At 48.3% G+C, this 19,816-nt stretch carries 21 protein-coding genes; 9 read left to right on the forward strand and 12 right to left on the reverse strand.

All coding sequences use genetic code 11. The features are described 5' to 3' along the window. Nucleotides 1-61 precede the first annotated feature (61 nt). Nucleotides 62-385 (forward strand): thioredoxin, encoded by a 324-nt coding sequence (gene trxA, locus N530_RS0108575; RefSeq protein ID WP_018689720.1) that lies wholly within the window; start codon nt 62-64, stop codon nt 383-385. 62 nt (nt 386-447) lie between these two features. Here trxA and N530_RS0108580 read toward each other — a convergent pair whose 3' ends face one another. The 9 genes from N530_RS0108580 to N530_RS0108620 form a co-directional block, all read right to left on the reverse strand. Further along, nucleotides 448-1,803, reverse strand: coding sequence for a folylpolyglutamate synthase/dihydrofolate synthase family protein (locus tag N530_RS0108580; RefSeq protein ID WP_051540848.1), 1,356 nt, complete (start codon nt 1,801-1,803; stop codon nt 448-450). Between the two features lie 24 nt (nt 1,804-1,827). Next, entirely contained in the window at nt 1,828-2,781 is a 954-nt protein-coding gene (accD, locus tag N530_RS0108585; protein ID WP_026480365.1) for an acetyl-CoA carboxylase, carboxyltransferase subunit beta, read from the reverse strand. A 61-nt stretch (nt 2,782-2,842) separates the two neighbouring features. After that, a complete protein-coding gene (trpA, locus tag N530_RS0108590) occupies nt 2,843-3,682 on the reverse strand; it encodes a tryptophan synthase subunit alpha (protein ID WP_026480366.1) in 840 nt (279 codons plus the stop codon). Then, nucleotides 3,683-4,903 (reverse strand): tryptophan synthase subunit beta, encoded by a 1,221-nt coding sequence (gene trpB, locus N530_RS0108595; protein WP_026480367.1) that lies wholly within the window; start codon nt 4,901-4,903, stop codon nt 3,683-3,685. Beyond that, nucleotides 4,896-5,555 (reverse strand): phosphoribosylanthranilate isomerase, encoded by a 660-nt coding sequence (locus N530_RS0108600; protein WP_026480368.1) that lies wholly within the window; start codon nt 5,553-5,555, stop codon nt 4,896-4,898. Before N530_RS0108600 ends, trpB begins: the two co-directional genes overlap by 8 nt. A 102-nt stretch (nt 5,556-5,657) precedes the next feature. Continuing rightward, entirely contained in the window at nt 5,658-6,404 is a 747-nt protein-coding gene (locus N530_RS0108605; RefSeq protein WP_051540849.1) for a M48 family metallopeptidase, read from the reverse strand. A gap of 113 nt (nt 6,405-6,517) precedes the next feature. Beyond that, a complete protein-coding gene (locus N530_RS0108610; protein WP_026480370.1) occupies nt 6,518-6,949 on the reverse strand; it encodes a DUF2852 domain-containing protein in 432 nt (143 codons plus the stop codon). Nucleotides 6,950-7,072: 123 nt separating this feature from the next. Further along, entirely contained in the window at nt 7,073-8,218 is a 1,146-nt protein-coding gene (locus N530_RS0108615) for a benzoate/H(+) symporter BenE family transporter (protein ID WP_026480371.1), read from the reverse strand. After that, entirely contained in the window at nt 8,219-8,983 is a 765-nt protein-coding gene (locus tag N530_RS0108620) for a carboxylesterase (RefSeq protein WP_026480372.1), read from the reverse strand. A 188-nt stretch (nt 8,984-9,171) separates the two neighbouring features. Between N530_RS0108620 and infC the strand changes: the two genes are divergently transcribed. Next, nucleotides 9,172-9,708 (forward strand): translation initiation factor IF-3, encoded by a 537-nt coding sequence (gene infC, locus N530_RS0108625; RefSeq protein ID WP_035266785.1) that lies wholly within the window; start codon nt 9,172-9,174, stop codon nt 9,706-9,708. 59 nt (nt 9,709-9,767) lie between these two features. On the opposite strand, the gene N530_RS0108630 is transcribed toward infC, so the two are convergent. Further along, nucleotides 9,768-10,862: an alkene reductase gene (locus tag N530_RS0108630; protein ID WP_026480373.1), complete on the reverse strand. Its 1,095-nt coding sequence runs from the start codon at nt 10,860-10,862 to the stop codon at nt 9,768-9,770. Between the two features lie 290 nt (nt 10,863-11,152). On the opposite strand from N530_RS0108630, the gene rpmI reads away from it, so the two are divergent. From rpmI to pheT, 5 genes are all read left to right on the forward strand, one after another. Next, on the forward strand, nt 11,153-11,353 hold the full coding sequence (gene rpmI, locus N530_RS0108635) for a 50S ribosomal protein L35 (RefSeq protein ID WP_026317464.1): 201 nt from the start codon (nt 11,153-11,155) through the stop codon (nt 11,351-11,353). A gap of 51 nt (nt 11,354-11,404) precedes the next feature. Then, nucleotides 11,405-11,806: a 50S ribosomal protein L20 gene (rplT, locus tag N530_RS0108640; protein WP_026480374.1), complete on the forward strand. Its 402-nt coding sequence runs from the start codon at nt 11,405-11,407 to the stop codon at nt 11,804-11,806. Nucleotides 11,807-11,931: 125 nt separating this feature from the next. Further along, a complete protein-coding gene (gene pheS, locus N530_RS0108645; protein WP_035266788.1) occupies nt 11,932-13,014 on the forward strand; it encodes a phenylalanine--tRNA ligase subunit alpha in 1,083 nt (360 codons plus the stop codon). Then, on the forward strand, nt 13,014-13,532 hold the full coding sequence (locus N530_RS0108650; protein ID WP_026480375.1) for a hypothetical protein: 519 nt from the start codon (nt 13,014-13,016) through the stop codon (nt 13,530-13,532). The genes pheS and N530_RS0108650 overlap by 1 nt, the downstream gene beginning before the upstream one ends. Before the next feature lie 4 nt (nt 13,533-13,536). Continuing rightward, nucleotides 13,537-15,942, forward strand: coding sequence for a phenylalanine--tRNA ligase subunit beta (gene pheT / locus N530_RS0108655; RefSeq protein WP_026480376.1), 2,406 nt, complete (start codon nt 13,537-13,539; stop codon nt 15,940-15,942). Here the strand turns inward: pheT and N530_RS17720 are convergent. Continuing rightward, the gene (locus N530_RS17720) at nt 15,939-16,583 is read right to left on the reverse strand and encodes a cell wall hydrolase (RefSeq protein ID WP_051540850.1); all 645 of its coding nucleotides are present in this window, start codon (nt 16,581-16,583) and stop codon (nt 15,939-15,941) included. The two genes, pheT and N530_RS17720, sit on opposite strands and share 4 nt — an antisense overlap. Before the next feature lie 252 nt (nt 16,584-16,835). Here N530_RS17720 and N530_RS17725 point away from each other — a divergent pair, with 252 nt between their 5' ends. After that, on the forward strand, nt 16,836-18,215 hold the full coding sequence (locus N530_RS17725) for a nicotinate phosphoribosyltransferase (RefSeq protein ID WP_035266732.1): 1,380 nt from the start codon (nt 16,836-16,838) through the stop codon (nt 18,213-18,215). A gap of 50 nt (nt 18,216-18,265) precedes the next feature. Beyond that, a complete protein-coding gene (locus N530_RS0108670) occupies nt 18,266-19,252 on the forward strand; it encodes a Gfo/Idh/MocA family protein (protein ID WP_026480377.1) in 987 nt (328 codons plus the stop codon). On the opposite strand, the gene N530_RS0108675 is transcribed toward N530_RS0108670, so the two are convergent. Continuing rightward, nucleotides 19,249-19,653, reverse strand: a complete 405-nt coding sequence (locus N530_RS0108675) for a GtrA family protein (RefSeq protein WP_026480378.1) — start codon at nt 19,651-19,653, stop codon at nt 19,249-19,251. The genes N530_RS0108670 and N530_RS0108675 overlap by 4 nt on opposite strands. Nucleotides 19,654-19,816 lie beyond the last annotated feature (163 nt).

Below are 19,816 nucleotides of genomic sequence, written 5' to 3' on the forward strand. Positions count from 1 at the left end.
ACTTGAATCTCACTTCAATAGCGCCCACATTGCAGACCAAGAATCAACTCGGAGAAAATCCATGGCGACTGTTAAATCTGATACTGCAAGCTTCCAGAACGATGTTTTAAACGCTGACGTTCCTGTTGTAGTAGACTTCTGGGCCGAATGGTGCGGACCTTGTAAGATGATCGCACCAGCGCTGGAAGAAATTTCGGCAGAAATGGACGGTCAGGTGAAGATCGTCAAAGTAAACATTGATGAAAATCCTGAAATTGCAGCGCAATATGGCGTCCGCTCTATTCCAACGCTTTACATGTTTAAAGGCGGCGAAATTGCTGACCAAATGATTGGCGCGTCACCAAAAGGCAAATTGTCCGATTGGATTAAAGGCGCAACAGCCTAATCCATTACGATGTGAATGAATGAAAACCGGCGCTGAAAAGTGCCGGTTTTTTTATGCTGTGGTCAAACAGGCGGCGTTAAATTATCGCGTAAAACATCGCCAGCTAAGTACAATGACCCGCAAATCAATATGCGCGGTGAAGGCTCAGACGGGGCCAATTGTGCAGTCAATTGATTGATCGCATCGCTAACGCTGGCTGTAACTTCCGCCGTTAAGCCAGCTTCGGTCGCTTGCTGCGCTAAAAAGACAGGATCAACCCCTGCTTCGCTGGATGGTACAGGCACTGTGAAAACGTGGCGCACGAGGCCATTAAAGGCTTTAAAGTAACCAACAGCATCTTTCGTGTTGATCATGCCGCAGATCATGTAAATCGGCCGCTCGCTCGCCTCTTCGCGAACCGCTAAATATTCAGCACATGCGATACCGGCATCAGGGTTGTGTCCCCCATCTAACCAGAACTCTGCATTCTTGGGGCCAAGCTCTGTAAGCGGGCCGCTGGTTAAAGCTTGCATACGTGCTGACCATGAAACATTGAGCATCGCGGCTTCAATTTCACTGTCCGAAGGGTCAAAACCTGCAGCACACACTGCCATTATTGCAGCGGCTGCATTGGCATGTTGATGACGCCCGGGCAAGGCAGGAAGCGGTAAGTCAGACAGTCCCACATCGCTTTGAAAAACAAGACGTCCATGTTCCTCATAAGCATGGAAATCTTGCCCATAAATTTTAACGGGCGCATTGAGTTTATACGCCATATCTTCAAGGGTTTCACGCGCTCCTGCATTCGGCTGGGCGCCAATGATCAGCGGAATATCTCTCTTGATGATACCGCCCTTTTCAGCAGCAATTTTTTCAATCGTATCACCAAGATAGGCAATATGATCGAGCCCAATTGGCATGATAACGGTTGCAGCAGGCTGCTCGATAATATTGGTCGCATCGGCGCGTCCGCCAAGGCCAACTTCGACAATCGCCACATCGGCCGGATGTTCAGAAAACAGCACGAACATAACAGCCGTAAGAATTTCAAAAACGGTAATATGCTCGCCATTATTTGCATGGGCTACACGTTTGATAGCATCAGCAAGTGTCTCGTCGTCAACAAGTGTGCCGGCTAAGCGATAGCGCTCATGCCAACGAACAAGATGCGGTGACGTATGCACATGAACTGATTTTCCATGCGCTTCCAAAATCGCGCGGCAAAAAGCTGCGCAAGAACCTTTGCCATTGGTGCCAGCAATATGAATGACTGGCGGCAGCTTCTCATGCGGATTGTCCAAACGCTCCATAAGCCGTTTGATCCGTCCCAAAGACAGATCAAAGCCTTTGGGATGAAGGCTCATGAGTTTGTCTATCTCATCAGCCGCATGATTGCTGTGTGCAATGTGCCCTGAGCGCTCTTCAAAATCCGATGTCATACCAGAAGCACCCTTGTTGCGATGTTAGCTATTGGCAGGTTTTTCTTTTTCGTTGCTTGAGGCTGAAGTATCAGTACCGTTCGGCAATTCGGCCTGTTCTTCAACCGGCGTTTCAGAGGCCGCAGGCAAAGGCGCTTTAGTTAAAAGGCGCAAGAGGCGTGCAATTGTCGGACGAAGCTCCTGACGCGGCACAACCATATCTACCATGCCGTGCTCCAACAGATATTCGGCACGCTGGAAGCCTTCTGGCAATTTCTCGCGAATGGTCTGTTCGATCACACGCGCACCAGCAAAACCGATGACAGAGCCCGGTTCAGCAATATGAACATCGCCCAGCATTGCATAGGATGCAGAAACACCGCCGGTAGTTGGGTTTGTCAAAACAACGATATAAGGCAGGCCTGCTTCTTTTAACATTTCAACCGCAACCGTCGTGCGCGGCAATTGCATCAAAGATAAAATACCTTCCTGCATACGTGCGCCGCCAGAGGCCGCAAACAAAATCAGCGGGCAGTTCTTCTCGATCGCTGTTTCAAAGCCTTTGATAATCGCATCACCGGCAGCCATGCCGAGCGAGCCGCCCATAAAGGTAAAGTCGTGAAGGGTGGTTACCACCTCCATGCCTTCTAGCTTGCCGCTGGCATTGATTATGGAATCTTCCAGATCAGTTTTCGCTTTGTTTTCCTTCAAACGGTCAACATAACGCTTCTGGTCTCTAAATTTCAGCGGGTCTTGGACCACTTGCGGATTAGCGATAATGTCAAAAACACCATCATCATAAAAATGCTTGATGCGTGCTTTGGCTGAAATTTTCATGTGATAGCCGGAATTGGGAATCACAAACTGGTTTTCTTCCACATCGCGGTGAAAAACCATCTCTCCGGTCTCTGGACATTTAATCCAAAGGTTTTCCGGTGAATCGCGCCGACCCAACATGTCATTTAGGCGGGGCCGCACATAGTTTGTGATCCAGTTCATGGACTATCTCTCTTCAGTTCAGGCACATATTTGATACGACTAGATGCCGTATGTGGCTTTTTTATTCAGCAGCTTCAAGGCGCGCAGATGCACAACCTTGCGCCAAGCCTCGTACAAGTGTTGCAACGGCATCGACAGTATCTTTTGTCGCTTCGCCATTTTTATCCAACGTGTTTTCTACTGCTTTGATGATGGCTGTGCCAACAACAACGCCATCTGCATCGCGGCCAATGACACGCGCTTGCTCGGCTGTCTTAACGCCAAAGCCAACACAGACCGGCAAAGGTGTGTGTCTTTTAATCCGTGCGACCGCATCACCAACCGCTTGTGTTGAGGTGATTGCACCGCCGGTAATGCCGTTCATTGAGACATAATAAACAAAGCCGGAAGTGTTTTCTAAAACCTTTGGCAGGCGCTTATCGTCAGTGGTTGGCGTGGCCAGCCGAATAAAGCTAATACCGCTTGCAAGCGCAGGAAGGCAAAGTTCCTCATCCATTTCAGGTGGCAGATCAACAATGATCAGGCCGTCAATGCCAGCTGCTTTGGCATCATTCAAAAACCGTTCAACACCGTAAACATAGATTGGATTATAATAACCCATCAAAACGATTGGCGTGTCCTGATTTCCATCGCGGAATTTACGCGCCAAGGTAATTGTCTTGGTTAGGTTTTGTCCGCCCTTTAGAGCGCGCAGACCAGCGGCCTGAATGGCAGGACCATCAGCCATTGGATCAGAAAACGGCATGCCGAGTTCAATTATATCCGAGCCTGCTTTCGGCAATGATTTCATGATTGCCAGCGAGGTTTCAAAGTCCGGATCGCCGCCCATGAAATAAGTCACGAGTGCTGGACGGTTTTCGTCTTTTAGACGGCTAAATAAAGTATCGAAACGATTTGACATTTATAGCTCCACACCCAGCGCTTTGCTGACAGTAAACACATCTTTGTCACCGCGCCCGCAAAGGTTCATGACAATAATCTGATCTTTGCGCATTTTTGGTGCGCGTTTAATAATCTCAGCCAGAGCGTGACTTGGTTCTAGCGCAGGAATAATGCCTTCAACCTTACAAAGAAGCTGGAATGCTTCGAGAGCTTCCATATCCATAATCGGCACATAGTTCACGCGGCCAGAATCTTTGAGCCATGAATGTTCTGGGCCGATACCCGGATAATCAAGTCCTGCTGATATCGAATGACCTTCATCAATTTGGCCATCAGAGTTTTGCAATAAATATGTCCGGTTGCCATGAAGAACACCCGGCGAGCCTGCCGACAAGGATGCACAATGTTCGTCACCATCAAGACCTTTGCCGCCCGCTTCAACGCCGACGATTTCAACGTCTTTATCATCCAAGAACGGATGGAAAAGCCCGATAGCGTTCGAGCCGCCACCAACGGCCGCACAGATCATATCCGGCAAACGGCCCTCAAGCTCCAAGATTTGCTCACGCGCTTCATTGCCAATCACAGATTGGAATTCACGAACCATTTCTGGATAAGGGTGCGGACCAGCGGCTGTGCCAATCAGATAGTAAGTTGATTCAACATTCGTTACCCAGTCACGCAGCGCTTCGTTCATGGCATCTTTAAGCGTGCCATTGCCAGCGGTGACGCCAGTAATTTCTGCGCCAAGTAATTTCATGCGGAAAACATTGGGCGCTTGGCGCTCAATATCTTTTGCACCCATATAAACATGGCAAGGAAAGCCAAATCGGGCCGCCACTGTGGCTGATGCAACGCCGTGTTGCCCTGCGCCTGTTTCAGCAATGATACGCGTTTTGCCCATGCGTTTTGCGAGCAAAATCTGACCAAGACAATTGTTGATTTTGTGCGAACCTGTGTGGTTAAGCTCATCGCGCTTGAAATAGATTTTGGCGCCGCCAAGGTGCTCGGTCAAACGTTCGGCAAAATACATCGGCGATGGACGGCCAGTATAATGCTTGTTTAAATGTGCAAGCTCTGCCTGAAATTCAGGGTCTGTTTTTGCCTTTTCCCATTCTTCGTCCAACTCAAGAATGAGCGGCATCAAAGTTTCGGCGACAAAACGACCGCCAAAAATGCCGAACATACCCTGATCATCAGGGCCGGTGCGGAATGAATTGGGCTCCACTGGCTTAGTCATTGGTCTCTCTCTTTTTCGCGTTTGCGACTGCCTCGAAAAACGATGCAATTAATTTCGTACTCTTCACGCCGGGCTCACTTTCAACACCAGAAGATATATCAAGGCCTGACGGTTTGGCATTCGCAATGGCATTACTGACATTACTTGCATTTAAACCACCCGAAAGCATGTAATCAACCGATGGGTCAAGACCCTCAAGCAGCGTCCAGTCAAAGCTGACGCCGTTACCGCCTGGTAGCTCGGAGTTTTTAGGTGCCTTGGCATCAAACAAAAACCTGTCTGTGATGCCATTATAAATATCAATTTTGTCTAAATCATCACGGGTCGAAATCGCAAAGGCCTTCATTACAGGTAAACCGTAACGCGCTTTTACCTGAGTAACCCGTTCAGGGCTTTCTGATCCGTGGAGCTGTAAAATATCAGGCTTCATCGCGGCGACAATTTCATCAAGATATGAATCATCTGCATTCACCGTAACGGCGACAGATTTCAGGCCTTGAGCTTGCGCGCGTGCGCCAAGTTTAGCAGCCGTATCGACCGCAACATGGCGCGGGCTTTTGGGGAAAAAAATAAAGCCGACATGCGTTGCACCGCCTGCAATAACTGCATCGGTGGCTTCAATTGTAGAAAGGCCGCAGATCTTAATATCCATTGTTACCGGATATAGCGGAGTGTACGCAGAGTCGAGGGACTTTTAAGTCTACGCCAGCAAAAGTGTATCACTATGAAGATTTCAGAGAAATGTAAGATGCTTTTAAAACTCGATTGCCTGTAATTTATTGCCATTGCGCTTGAGCCAAGACTTACATTTGTCCGTATCGGGGCACAGCGAAGTACATAAGGCCCAAAAGCGTGCCGAATGGTTCATTTCCTTAAGGTGAGCAACTTCATGCGCGACGAGATAATTTATCACTTTGGGCGGGGCCATCATAATGCGCCAAGAAAATGAAAGCTTGCCATCTGATGTGCAAGAACCCCAACGGCTGGTCGTGTCACGAAAGGTGATGGATTTAGCTTTGCGCCCAACAATATTGGTGTGATGAGCAACCAGAGCTTCAATTTCGCGCTTTGCCTCTTTTTTTAAAAAGTCCGACACACGGCGCGCGACAAATTTTTCATCGCCAAAGACAATCAATTGCGGCCCTTCGGTTTCATGCTCCACGATATGCGTCACACCGCGCCCGTCTTTGCGTATAATCTGATGGTTGACGCCCTGAATAGGAATTTTGATGCCTGCACGCACTTTGGGTTGGTCAGGCACCAAATCCAGTTTTGAGATCAACCAACCGCGATTTCTTTCCAGAAATGCGTCAATCTCACGGGCAGGAAGCCTTGGCGGTATGGTGAGTTTTAAACCGCGCCCGCCAGGCGCAATGCGCAGCGTTAAACGTTTGGCGCGATTATTCTCAGAAATTGTAAGCGGCAAAGAACGGCCTGCAACTTCAAACGCACGCTTTTCGACGGTTGGCTTCGCTTGCCGATTTCTCAATAATTTCAACATGCCGTTAAATTAGCTGATTCTTTGAATTTGCATCTAAAAAAAGCGCCGAACCATGAACAGGCTCGGCGCTTGCTGAAGAGAGCGTAAGGGGGAGGGAACGCTCTTGCACTCAGTTAGTCTTCGTCTTGAATCCGCGGCACAGTGTTATCTTTTGTCTGCGACGCCTTAGCGCTGTCACGTTTGGCCATGAAGCGATCAAACTCTTCTTGGTCTTTCGCACGGCGCAATTCGCGTGAATAATCATCAAATTCAGCGCGCATTTCGTCAAGCTTCATGCGTTCTTCATGAAGGCGCGCAAGCTCGGCATCACGCCAATCGTCAAATGCAACATTGCCGGTGCGAGCCGCACCTGTTTTGCTGCGAAATTGTGCCGCAAAATTATCAGTGCTTTTGTTAATATCGCGTTTGAAAGTGTCCAAACGCTCTCCGTATATAATGTAGGCAAGCATCGCTAAACCGAGCGGCCAAAACACCATAAAACCAAGGACCATTAATGCGATTGTCGCAGGTGTCCATGCTGGGCGAATAAGTGCTGACTGTGTCATAAATCATCCCTCAAAAAAGTGGCAGCAACAATTTCCGCCTTGACTTTTAAATGGGAATTTGAGTTCCATAATTCAAGAAACTTTGATGAAAAATCGTAATTCAAAACGCAGAATTAAATGATTTCAACGTCTTAAACGGAGCATAAAATAAGCAAACAAACCGGCAACAAGTCCCCAAAAGGCAGCGCCCACACCAACAAATGAAATACCCGATGCGGTAACGGCAAAGGTTGTCATGGCCGCAATGCGCTCATTGTCCTGGCTCATCGCAATCATAAGAGCGTTGGTGAGCGGTGCTAATAAGGCAAGACCCGTTGCCAGCATGATAAGTGCGACTGGCATAATAGCGATGAGAGCAACCAGCGATGCACCGAATAAAGCAATCAGAAAGTAGCAGGCAAAATACCAGATACCCACCTGCCAGCGCTTTGCCGGATCAGGATGGCTTTCCTCGCCGGTGCAAATGGCTGCTGTAATGGCAGAAAGGTTTGTTGTGCTGGCACCAAAAGGTGCGCTGAGAATTGATACCAATCCTGTTAATGCAATCGGCTCGCCAACCGGCGGGTTATATCCACTGGCTCGAAGCACAGCTAAGCCGGGTAAGTTTTGCGATGCCATCGTGACCAAATAAAGCGGCAAAGCCAAACCAAAAAACGCAGGAATTGTGAATGAAGGCATGATCAATTCAACAGTTGAAAGCTCTATATCGAATGAGCCCGTTGTTTGGCCTGAATAAAAAGACCATCCAATGCCTGCAGCCAAAACAGCAACAACAGCAAGTGATGGGTTCCACGTGCGGATTATAAAAAACAATATAGCAAGCGGCAGCACGAGCTCTGCACTTAAATTGGCCGCGCGGGCACCTTGCAGCACAAAGGGTAGCATGACTCCGGCTAACATTCCCGCTGAAAGCCCCGATGGAATGCTCTCAACGAGTTTGGAAATCGGCCTAAAAAGACCGGTTATAAGCAGCATAACACCTGTTATGATAAAGGCACCTACACCTTGATAAATATCAAATCCGGTCGTTGCGCCCACAAGTGCAAGACCAGCTGCTGACCAAGCGGTGACAATAGGCATTTTATAACGCCAGCTTAAAAATAATGATTCCAGCGCAATCGCCAAACTAATCGCTGTTACCCAGCTCGCTGTCTGCGAAGGGGTTGCATCTAAAGCAGTGGCGGCCGCAAGCACAAGCGCAACAGTGCCGCCGAACCCGATAATAGAGGCAACAACGGCTGCGGAGAAAGATGAGAATCTGAGTTGCACTTACATACCTATCTGTAAAATCATGTCGTCGAGCACACGTTTCATCAGCGCGATATCTTCTGTGCGTGAAAGCCTGTGATCACCGTCTGGAACATATGTGATGGAAGCGTCGTCTTTTGACATAAGTTCATACAGCCGCTGAGCATGTTGCCAAGGCACATCAGGGTCTTGTTTGCCTTGAATGATATGAACAGGGCAATGTGTATCAATGGAACGGCCCATCACACGGTTTGCGCGGCCGTCATCAAAAAGTTCTTTGGTAAAGATATTCGGATCAGGGCCATAAGGCGTTGGTTCTTCGTAATAACCTTTTGTATTCAAATCGCTTTTTTGTGCACCGGTTAGTTGAGGCTCCATCAATTCCAAAGTAAAATCAGGTGCTGGCGCAAGGAGCAAAAGACCAGCAACACGGCTAGATTGGTCTGTTTTTGCCAGTTCTTCTATCATGCGCAGTGCAATCCACGCGCCCATGGATGATCCGACAAGGATTTGTGGGCCGGAAGTCAGTTGCTCAAAGACGCTAAGCGATTGTTGAAGCCATTTTGAAATCGTGCCTTCAACAAACGAGCCGCCAGATTTGCCATGTCCGGAATAATCGTGCCGCGTGCAAGAAAGCCCGTGCTCTTTTGCATAGGCTTCCAATTCTACCGCCTTGGTGCCTTCCATATCCGAGCGATAGCCGCCAAGCCACATAAGGCCGGGCGAGCGTTGGCCGGCGATGTGATTTGTCGCAATTTCAGTGTTATCAACGAGGATAGTCTTCATATCGGCAGGCACCTTTTAATGTGCGTATAAATGATTAAGTAACGAAATGAAGCTGTAACAAGACCAATACATCATTTGAAGGTGATTTTTGTATTGAGCTGTGTTATGCAACCTTCTCTTGACTAGCGTATTTATGCAGTTAGAGACGTTTAAACATTCCGACAAATTTGTCCAAGGAGACTACGACCATTCGCCGTCCATTCAGAGCTCAGCCCTCCCAGAAACAAGGCCCAACCGCGAACGAAGATATTCAAGCACCAGATGTGCAGCTTATTGATGTTGAAGGTGAAAATGTAGGCATTACGCCTACAGAGACCGCGCGAAATATGGCATCAGAAGCAGGCTTAGACCTCGTTCTTATCTCACCAAATGCAAAACCTCCGGTTGCCAAAATTCTTGATCTTGGCAAGTTGAAATATGAGCAGCAAAAGAAAGCCAATGCTGCACGTAAAAAGCAAAAAACCGTTGAAGTTAAAGAAGTAAAAATGCGTCCGAACATCGACACGCATGATTATGAAGTGAAAATGAAATCTGTTCACCGCTTCTTTGAAGCTGGCGATAAGGTTAAGGTAACATTGCGCTTCCGTGGACGTGAAATGGCCCACCAACAGCTTGGCATGGAGCTTTTAAAGCGCGTCAAGGAAGAAGTGGCAGACATTTCCAAGGTTGAAGCTGAACCTAAGCTCGAAGGTCGCCAAATGATGATGGTGCTTGCACCGCGTTAATTCGCAACGCTAGGCACTAAAAATTAAAACCCCGTCACACTGTGGCGGGGTTTTGTTTTTCATCGACCAAGAGTCGCAAAGGGGTAGTCAGTATAGCCCTTTTCATCACCGCCGTAGAATGTTTCCTGATTGGCTTTGGTTAGTTCGGCATCATTAGCCAAGCGTATCGGTAAATCCGGATTGGAGATAAAATCACGGCCAAATGCGACAGCATCTGCATGCCCTTCTTCAATGGCTTTGCTGGCTGTTGCTTTATCATAGCCGCCATTGGCGATGTAAAAACCTGTCCATGCTTTGCGTACACTTTTAATCAGCTCGGCTTTTTCATTGGACTCATCATTGCCCGGAAAGCCTTCTATACTGTGTAAATAAGCGATTTTACGCTTATCAAGCTCACCGTGATAGGCTTCATAGAGTGCTTTTGGATTCTCCTCCGGCACGTCATTTGCCTCACCAAGCGGCGATGTGCGCACGCCAACGCGGTCTGCGCCGATTTCAGCAATGATTGCATCCAGTGCCTGAAGCGGAAAACGCATACGGTTTTCGATAGAGCCACCAAACTCATCATCGCGATCATTCGATCCGCTATGTAAAAACTGATTGAGCAAATAGCCGTTGGCACTGTGCAGTTCCACACCATCAAATCCGGCATCGATCGCAGCGCGAGCACTTGCAGCGTATTCTTTCACAAGAGCGGCAATTTCATCCTTGCTCAAGGCGCGTGGTTCCGATGTCGGTTCAAAGCCTTTCTCGGTAAATGTTTGAGCATCAGCCTTTTTGGCGCTCGGCGCGACAGGCGCTTCGCCTTTAGGCTCGATGGATGAATGGCGAATACGCCCGACATGCCAAAGCTGGAGGAATATCCGCCCGCCCGCTGCGTGAACCGCACGCGTAATGGTCTTCCAGCCCTCAATATGTTCTGGCTCATGAATGCCAGGGGTTTTAATATAACCCTTACCTAGCGGATCAATTTGCGTTGCTTCGGTGATAATTAAACCCGCGCTTGCGCGCTGCGCATAGTAAAGAGCGGATTTTTCCCACGGTGTGCCGTCTGAATTGGCGCGGTTGCGCGTAAGCGGCGCCATAAAGACACGGTTGGGTACGGTAATCGCCCCCATTTGAGCAGGCGTGAATAGTGAAATTTGCTGTTTCATTGAGCGTCCTTTCTATGCTTGCTTAAATGTGGAATTGGTTTGAAAGTTCCAGTGAACACTATGTTCGCAGTTATGGAGGTGCGTTGCATTTGCTAAAAATGAAGAATCACGCAAATCCGCACTCTAAGAGGTTGCAAATACCGCGCTTTGAGTCTATCTAGCCCCGTCCCGAACAGTCCGGCAGGGCATGCCGTGTCTGTTCACGAACGCTAAAATCTCACATTTCGATTTCATCGTCGAAGGCTTTTTTTATTAAAAGCATCTGTGAGCAACATATAATGGAGAGCAAAATGCCCAAGATGAAGACGAAAGCTTCAGTAAAGAAGCGTTTCAAAATGACAGCATCTGGCAAAATCAAATGCGGCCAGGCTGGTAAGCGTCACATGATGATCCGTCGTTCGAACAAGTTCATCCGCAATGCACGCGGCATGGCTGTTATCTCCGAGCCGGATACAAAGATCATCAAGAAAATGGCCCCTTACGGCCTTTAACCGCTTTGGCTTTGAAGGTTTCAAAGCAGTTCATTTTGAAGGAATAAAATAATGGCACGTGTAAAACGCGGCGTTACAGCCCACGCAAAACACAAAAAAGTAATCAAAGCCGCTAAAGGCTTTATGGGCAGCCGCAAAAATACGATCCGTATTGCTAAGCAGGCTGTTGAGAAGGCCGATCAGTACGCTTACCGCGACCGTAAAGTTCGCAAACGTAATTTCCGTTCGCTCTGGATCCAGCGTATTAACGCTGCTGCGCGCGAACATGGTCTAACATATGGCCGCTTCATCGATGGCTTGGCAAAAGCTGGCATCGAGCTTGACCGTAAAGTGATGTCTGACATGGCGATCCATGAGCCAGAAGCATTTGCGAAACTCGTTGAGCAATCAAAAGCTAAACTGAGCTATTTGAAAGACACAACACCAAACGCTTTTGAAAGCGCTGTTCGCTAAGCCGACGCGCTCTCAATAAATTGGAATTGAGAACCCGCGCTGGCTGGACCAGACGCGGGTTTTTGTTTTTTGCCTCAAGATAGACCTAACTGCCGAATTCGCTGGGAAATAACATGACTGACACCATGCAAGACATTGAAAAGCTCGAAGCGAGCTTAATTGCTGATATTACGGGCGCTGCTGACGAAGACGCGATTGAAGCGGTACGCGTGAGTGCGATTGGCAAAAAAGGCTCCGTCTCTGATTTGATGAAGTCTCTTGGCAAAATGAGTGCTGATGAGCGTCAAATTATGGGCCCAGCGCTCAACGGATTAAAAGTCCGCATTACTGATGCAATTAATGCGCGAAAATCTGTTCTGAAAACAGAAGCGATCAATGCGCGTCTTGCGACTGAAAAGGTCGATGTCACTTTGCCCGTGCGCCCTTCTCCGGCGCAAGCAGGACGCATCCATCCGATTACGCAGGTAACCGATGAAATCACGGCGATTTTCGCTGATATGGGTTTTTCCGTTGCTGAAGGTCCAGACATTGAAACAGACTATTATAACTTCACGGCATTGAACTTCCCAGAAGGTCATCCGGCACGTGAAATGCACGACACTTTCTTCTTCCCGCCTGACGATAAGGGCGAGCGTAAAGTTCTGCGCACGCACACATCGCCGGTTCAAATCCACACGATGGAAACGCAAGAACCACCGATTCGTATCATCATTCCGGGTAAAACATACCGTCAGGATAGCGATCCAACCCACACGCCGATGTTCCATCAGCTCGAAGGATTGGTCGTTGATAAGTCGGCTAACTTAGCAAATTTGAAGTGGACATTGGAAGAGTTCTGCAAAACCTTCTTTGAAGTGCCATCGCTCAATATGCGTTTCCGCCCTTCTTACTTCCCGTTCACAGAACCAAGCCTTGAGGTGGATATCCAGTGCGATCGCTCAAAGCCGGGCGAGGTGCGCTTTGGCGAAGGCGATGACTGGATGGAAATTTTAGGCTGCGGCATGGTCAACCCGAATGTGCTGCGCGCTGGCGGCCTTGATCCAGATATCTATCAGGGTTTTGCTTGGGGCATCGGCATAGACCGTATTGCTATGCTGAAATATGGCATGCCGGATTTACGGGCTTTCTTTGACGCTGATGTGCGTTGGATGGAACATTATGGCTTCCGTCCGCTCGACATGCCGACATTATTCGCTGGATTGAGCTAATGCCTGACTATTCCGATGCTGCTTTATTGACGGGTAATTTTGCGCATATGGTTGCCGAGTTAAAAGCCGGCAAGCGCAAGGCGCCTTCACCCGATGAATGGCAGAAGACGGCTTGTGATAATGAGGCCGAACAGGCAGCCCAATCGGTTGCGAAGCAAATATTTGAACTGCAGTCAGCGATCGATAAAGAAAAAGAGCAGCTTGAAATTGTCACCATAAGCGCTGCTGGTCCTATGCTGGTCATGGGTCTTTTTGCTGGCGAAGGTGATGTCATGCGGGTTGAGGGCTTGTTGCTCTCATCCAAGCAGCCGGTTGCCTTGGTTATTCACGCTAGCCAATTGGCGTTGACGATTACGAAGAGAAGCACGGCTGAGGCAAAGCCGGAAGAAGATGCAACGCAGATCGGGTTTGTCATTTTTGATCAGCTTGAAAAACGCGCCAAAGCCAAACCAGAAGTTGCACCACAGAAGAAACCTGCGGCGAAAGCCAAAACGAACAGAACAAAGCGAAAGACCTGAGATCATGAAATTCACACTCTCTTGGCTCAAAGACCATTTGGATACCGATGCGACACTTGAGGAAATTGTTGAACGTTTGACATCGCTCGGCCTCGAAGTTGAGGAGGTTGATGACAAGTCACAGTTTGCGCCATTCACAATCGCGAAAGTTCTGACAGCGGAAAAGCATCCTGATGCTGATAAGCTGCGGGTTCTTTCTGTTGATATTGGTGATGGAAAACCTTTGCAGGTTGTTTGCGGTGCGCCCAATGCGCGTGCCGGAATGATCGGTGCCTTTGCCGGCCCTGGCACCTATGTTCCGGGTATTGATACAACACTATCTGTCGGCAATATTCGCGGTGTCGATAGCTTTGGCATGATGTGTTCGGAGCGCGAACTTGAAATGTCCGATAGCCATGACGGCATCATTGATCTTCCAAGTGATGCACCAATTGGTACGAGCTTTGCGAGCTATGCGAAGCTGGATGATCCAGTGATTGATATTGGCCTGACGCCTAATCGCCCTGATTGTACGGGCGTATATGGTATTGCACGTGATCTTGCAGCTTCCGGCATGGGCAAGTTGAAAGATGGCTCTGTTGAACACATTAATGGCGAAGGCGACTGTCCCGTCACGCTAAAAATTGATGAACCAGAGCTTTGTTCTGGCTTTGCATTGCGCTTGGTGAAGGGCGTTAAAAATGGCCCATCGCCAAAATGGTTGCAGCAACGCCTCATCGCGATAGGTTTGCGCCCGATCAATGCATTGGTTGATATTACGAACTACATTACATTTGATCGTGGTCGCCCGCTGCATGTGTTTGATGCCGCAAAAGTCACCGGCGATCTTGTGGTGCGCCTTGCGAATGATGGAGAAAAAATCCTCGGTCTTGATGGCAAAGAATATGCGTTGAGCCCTGATAATTTGATTATCGCAGATGACAAAGGCCCAGAATCAATTGCGGGCATTATGGGCGGCGAAGAATCTGGCTGTGATGAAAACACGGTCGATGTTCTGATTGAATCTGCGCTGTGGAATGAAATCAATATTGCAAAGACGGGCCGCGCGCTTGGTATCATTACCGATGCCCGCTACCGCTTTGAGCGCGGTGTTGATCCTGAGTTCATGGTTGATGGTGTTGAGCTGGCAACGAAGCTTGTGACCGAATTTTGTGGCGGGACACCGAGCAAAACTCAAATCACTGGTTACAAAGATTATACGGCTAAGGAGATCACTTTCCCATTTTCCGAAGTTGAACGCCTGATTGGAATTCCGGTAGACGCTGGGCGTTCAGTGGAAATTTTGGAAAGCCTTGGCTTCGGTGTGAAGGAGAATGGCGATAGCGCCGCGGTGACTGTGCCATCTTGGCGTCCAGACATTGATGGTAAAGCTGATCTTGTAGAAGAAGTTATGCGGGTTTACGGCGTTAACAATATTGAACCGCAGCCATTGCCACAACTGAACCATGTTGGCGGCAAAATTCTAACAACACTGCAAACACGCACCCGTCAGGCAAAGCGTGCTTTAGCATCACGCGGTATGCTGGAGGCGGTCAATTGGTCGTTCATTTCTGAAGATCAGGCCAAAGCTTTTGGCGGTGGCAATGAAATGCTCAAGCTGACGAACCCTATCTCGGCAGATATGAGCGATATGCGCCCGAGCTTGCTGCCCGGGTTGATTGCTGCAGCTGGCCGCAATGCTGCCCGCGGTATCGGTGATGTGGCAATTTTTGAAGTGTCCGGCATTTATGAAAATGATACGGAAAAAGGCCAGCGCCGTGTCGCATCTGGTATTCGCAAAGGTACAGCAGGCCTATCCGGTTCAGGACGCGACTGGGCTGGAAACAGCCAAGCGGTTGGTGTCTTTGACGCAAAAGCTGATGCTTTTGCTGCGCTAGAAGCCTGCGGTTTGGCGACAGCTAATTTGCAAATCTTTGCTGAGGCACCGGATTTTTACCACCCTGGCAGGTCTGGTGTGATTAAACTCGGCCCGAAAGTGGTGCTGGGTCATTTTGGTGAATTCCATCCGAATGTTTTGGATTTGCTGGATGTTAAAGGTCCAATTTGCGGTTTCGAAATCTATATTGATGCGCTGCCAGAACCGAAGAAAAAAGCCACAAAAACAAAACCAGCGATGGTGCTTTCATCCTTCCAGATGTTAACGCGCGATTTTGCTTTTGTTGTCGATAGCGATGTAACTGCAGCCTTGATTTTGCGTGCCGCGCAAGGTGCCGATAAGCAGTTGATTGCTGGCGTTAAAGTCTTTGACTTGTTTGAAGGTGCGTCCTTGGGCGAAGGCAAAAAGTCCGTCGCGCTAGAAGTTACAATTCAACCGACCGACAGAACGCTAACGGATGAAGATCTGGACGCGCTTCAAACAAAAATCGTTGCGAATGTTGAAAAAACAACAGGTGGGAAGCTCAGAGCTTAGCTGGCTATTGATTTAGCCACGCGCTCTGATCGATAAAATATATGACGGCCGATTGTTTTGATCGGCCGTAATTTTTTACCCCATGACGGTGATACAGCTGTCGTATGATAATGCGTAATTTGTGATTTTTCTGTCTGTGCAGGATCTCTGAAATTTGGTGTAAGCCCTTCGGCATAAATACCATATTTCACAGCGCCTTGAGCCATAATTAGCGCGGCTTCATAAGCATCACTTTCTTGTGGCGTGTCATCAACACGGTCGCATGCAAAAGAAAATTGGCACCGATTTCTCATATGCGCATTTTCATAAACCACACCGCACACTGAATCCGGATAAGCTTCGCTCTTGACCCGGTTCAAGATTACCTGTGCTACCGCCTTTTGCCCATTTAACTTCTCGCCGCGTGCCTCATGATAAAGTGCATTCGCCATGCATATGGTCTCTAAACCTTGGCCTGTGCGCGTGACGATCTCTTCAGGCAACTTTATGGCGTCTTGTGCGTTTCCTGCTATGAGATGGGCTATTGTTGCAACCGGATAAATTTGAATCATGAGGTTTGCCGCGTGCACTTGTCCGCCCATATGAGTGGAGAAGATAGCAAGCAGCACCGCTCGCGCAAAGGCGCGGGTAGTGATTTTCATAACGCTCGTCTTTTCTAAGATAATTTAAATAAGCGTCGCATTTGCTTCAAAAATGCGGCCCATCAAGGGAGCGCAAGCGGCGATAGTAAGAGTATTTCGTGATAGATTGTGGCAGGGCGCTTGTTTCTAAGTGGCGAGAAGTCTTTTGTCTGATGCGTCGCTATTGACGACAGCGCGTCAATCTCGCATCCATTTGGCGCTGATCTTTTCGATACAAAAATTTTCACCTTAAGAGATGGTCTTGAGAAAATTATGAACCTCATTTTGAACACCGACAGCTATAAATATTCGCATTTTGCGCAATACCCGCCCGAAACGGACGCAATATCAGCTTACATTGAGGCGCGGCGCGGCGGTCAATATGAGCAGACGATTTTCTTCGGGTTACAAATGTATCTCAAAGAATATCTCTCAAAGCGTGTTTCCATGGATGACGTGGATGAGGCCGATGAAATCATTACGGCGCACGGATTGCCTTTTCACCGCGAAGGTTGGGAAAAAATCGTCACAGAGCATGATGGTTATTTGCCAATTATGATCGAGGCTTTACCGGAAGGCATGGTTGTGCCCGTCGGCACACCGCTTGTACAAATACGCAATACACATCCTGATTTCTTCTGGCTGCCAACATTCTTGGAAACATCTTTGCTGCGTGCAGTCTGGTATCCGACAACCGTTGCAACCCTGTCTTGGAATGTGCGCCAAATGATCGCCGAGGCGCTAGAGAAAACCTGCGACACACCGGACGAGATTTTACCCTTTAGATTGCACGATTTTGGTGCGCGTGGCGCAACATCATTTGAGCAGGCAGGACTGGGCGGCGTTGCGCATCTGGTGTCTTTTATGGGCACAGATACAGTCAGCGGCTTGGTTGCAGCACGCAAATATTATTCCGAACCCATGGCGGGATTTTCAATTCCGGCTGCTGAACATTCGACCATGACGTCATGGGGCGAAGAGCGCGAGACCGAAGCTTATAAAAACATGCTTGATCAGTTCGGCGGTGATGGAAAGCTGGTTGCAGTCGTCTCCGATAGCTATGATCTGTTCCGTGCTGTTCGAAAAATTTGGGGCGGGGAACTTAAAGAACAGGTCGAAACAATGGGCGGTACATTGGTTGTGCGCCCTGATTCAGGCGATGCAACGCGGGTTCCCATTGATACAATTGAAATGCTTGGCGAAATCTTTGGCTATTCGCTCAATGATAAGGGCTTCAAGGTTTTGGCTCCCTGCGTGAGGGTCATTCAAGGCGATGGTATATCACCGAAAACGATCCGCATATTGCTGGATGCAATGATCGAGCGCGGGTGGTCAGCTGAAAATCTTGCCTTTGGCATGGGGGCAGGCCTCTTGCAAAAAGTGAACCGCGATACGTTGCGTTTTGCAATGAAAGCCAATGCGCGCTTGGATGTTGATGGCAACTGGCATGGCATCAACAAAGATCCAAAAACCGACCCAGGCAAGGCTTCCAAACGATATCGCCAAGCTGTGATTGCACACGATGGCGTACCATCTGCGGTGCCGCTTAAAGATATTGGCGATAGTCAAAACCTGCTACAACCAGTTTGGGAAAATGGAAAACTTCTCAAGGATTGGACGTTGGCTGAAATTCGAAAACGCGCAAATGGATAAGCGCAACGATTTCAGCTTGGCGCCGTAAATAGAAATTAAAGGGAAATAGCATGTTCAATTGGGGAATTTTATCGACAGCGAAAATCGCGCAAGAACAATTGATACCCGCGATCATGCAGTCCGAACTTGGCAATGTGGCGGCTATTGCCAGCCGTGATTTGGCGCGCGCACAAAGTGTAGCAGAGCGCTTTGGCGTTCCCCATGCTTTTGGTTCCTATGAGGAAATGCTGGCAAGTGACAAAGTGGACGGTATTTATATTCCGTTGCCAACGTCGCAGCATATTGAATGGTCGATTAAAGCGGCGAAGGCGGGAAAACATGTTCTTTGCGAAAAGCCGATCTCACTCAATGCTGAGAAAATCAAAGAGCTGGTCAGCGTTCAGCAAGAAACTGGCGTGCTCATCGCCGAGGCCTTTATGGTCTATTATCATCCACAATGGCTGAAAGTTCAGTCCCTGATCGCTGAAGGCGCAATTGGCACTTTGAAGCACGTGCAGGGCTCATTTACCTATTTTAATCGTGATAGCAATAATATGCGTAACAAGCCTGAACTTGGCGGCGGCGCATTGCCTGACATTGGTGTGTACCCAACGATTGTAACCCGCATGGTGACTGGACAAGAGCCGCGTTCTGTTCTGGCGAAAGTTGAGCGCGACCCTGAATTTGGCACCGATATTTATTCAACGATGGATGTTAGTTTTTCGAACTTTGACATGTCTTTTTATGTCTCCACGCAAATGGCGCTTCGCCAAAATATGGTGTTTCACGGCGATGAAGGTTTTATCGAAGTGCACACGCCATTTAATGCAGGGCTCTATGGCTTCGATGAAGTGACTTTGCATAACCAAAATCATTCAGAAGTTCAGTCGTTTCGCTTTGGCGGCCTCAATCAATATGCGCTGCAGGTTGATAATTTCGTGCGTAAATCGAGGGGCGAAGATGTACGGATTTTCGATCTTCAAAATTCGATCAATAATCAGAAGCTTATTGATGCAATTTTCAAATCTGGTGAAAGCGGCGACCGCGAAGCAGTTTAATTTTTGCGGTTAAATACGAAGCGTGAATATCCAAAATAGGAAAATATGGCGACAATGATGACACCGATAAATGTCGCCAAAAATGGCGAAAAATCGGGTATTAGAAATAAAAGCGCAACATAGATGAGATAGTTGAGCAATGCGCCAACAGCACCAACGGAAGCATAGCGGATAAATTCTTCACGCAAACTGCGTTCGCTTTGGCCAAAGGTAAATGTGCGATTGATGAAGAAGTTGGAAATCATCGCGCAAAGGATAGACACGATACGCGCAATAATTGGGCCTAGCGGCGTCAGATGTAAGAGCAAAAACAAAACGCCAATATCGATCACAAAGCCGCTACCACCGGCGACAGCGAAGGCAAATATTTTACCAGCTTTGGATTTAGCTACCAGTTGCATGATTAAGCGGTCTCTTCATAAACACATGAATGAGTTTCGTTTATAACGCATCCTCGGCAATATCAATTGAAGGTGCTTTAACGCTAGGAAGTTCGCTAAACCGCCATTCACATCGTGGCAGAGTGCGTCGGCAAAAAAGTCGTTCTTATGCGTTTTCATCTTC

Origin of the sequence: Ahrensia sp. 13_GOM-1096m (genome assembly GCF_000620605.1) — a bacterium.
In the GTDB taxonomy this organism is placed as follows: domain Bacteria; phylum Pseudomonadota; class Alphaproteobacteria; order Rhizobiales; family Rhizobiaceae; genus Ahrensia; species Ahrensia kielensis.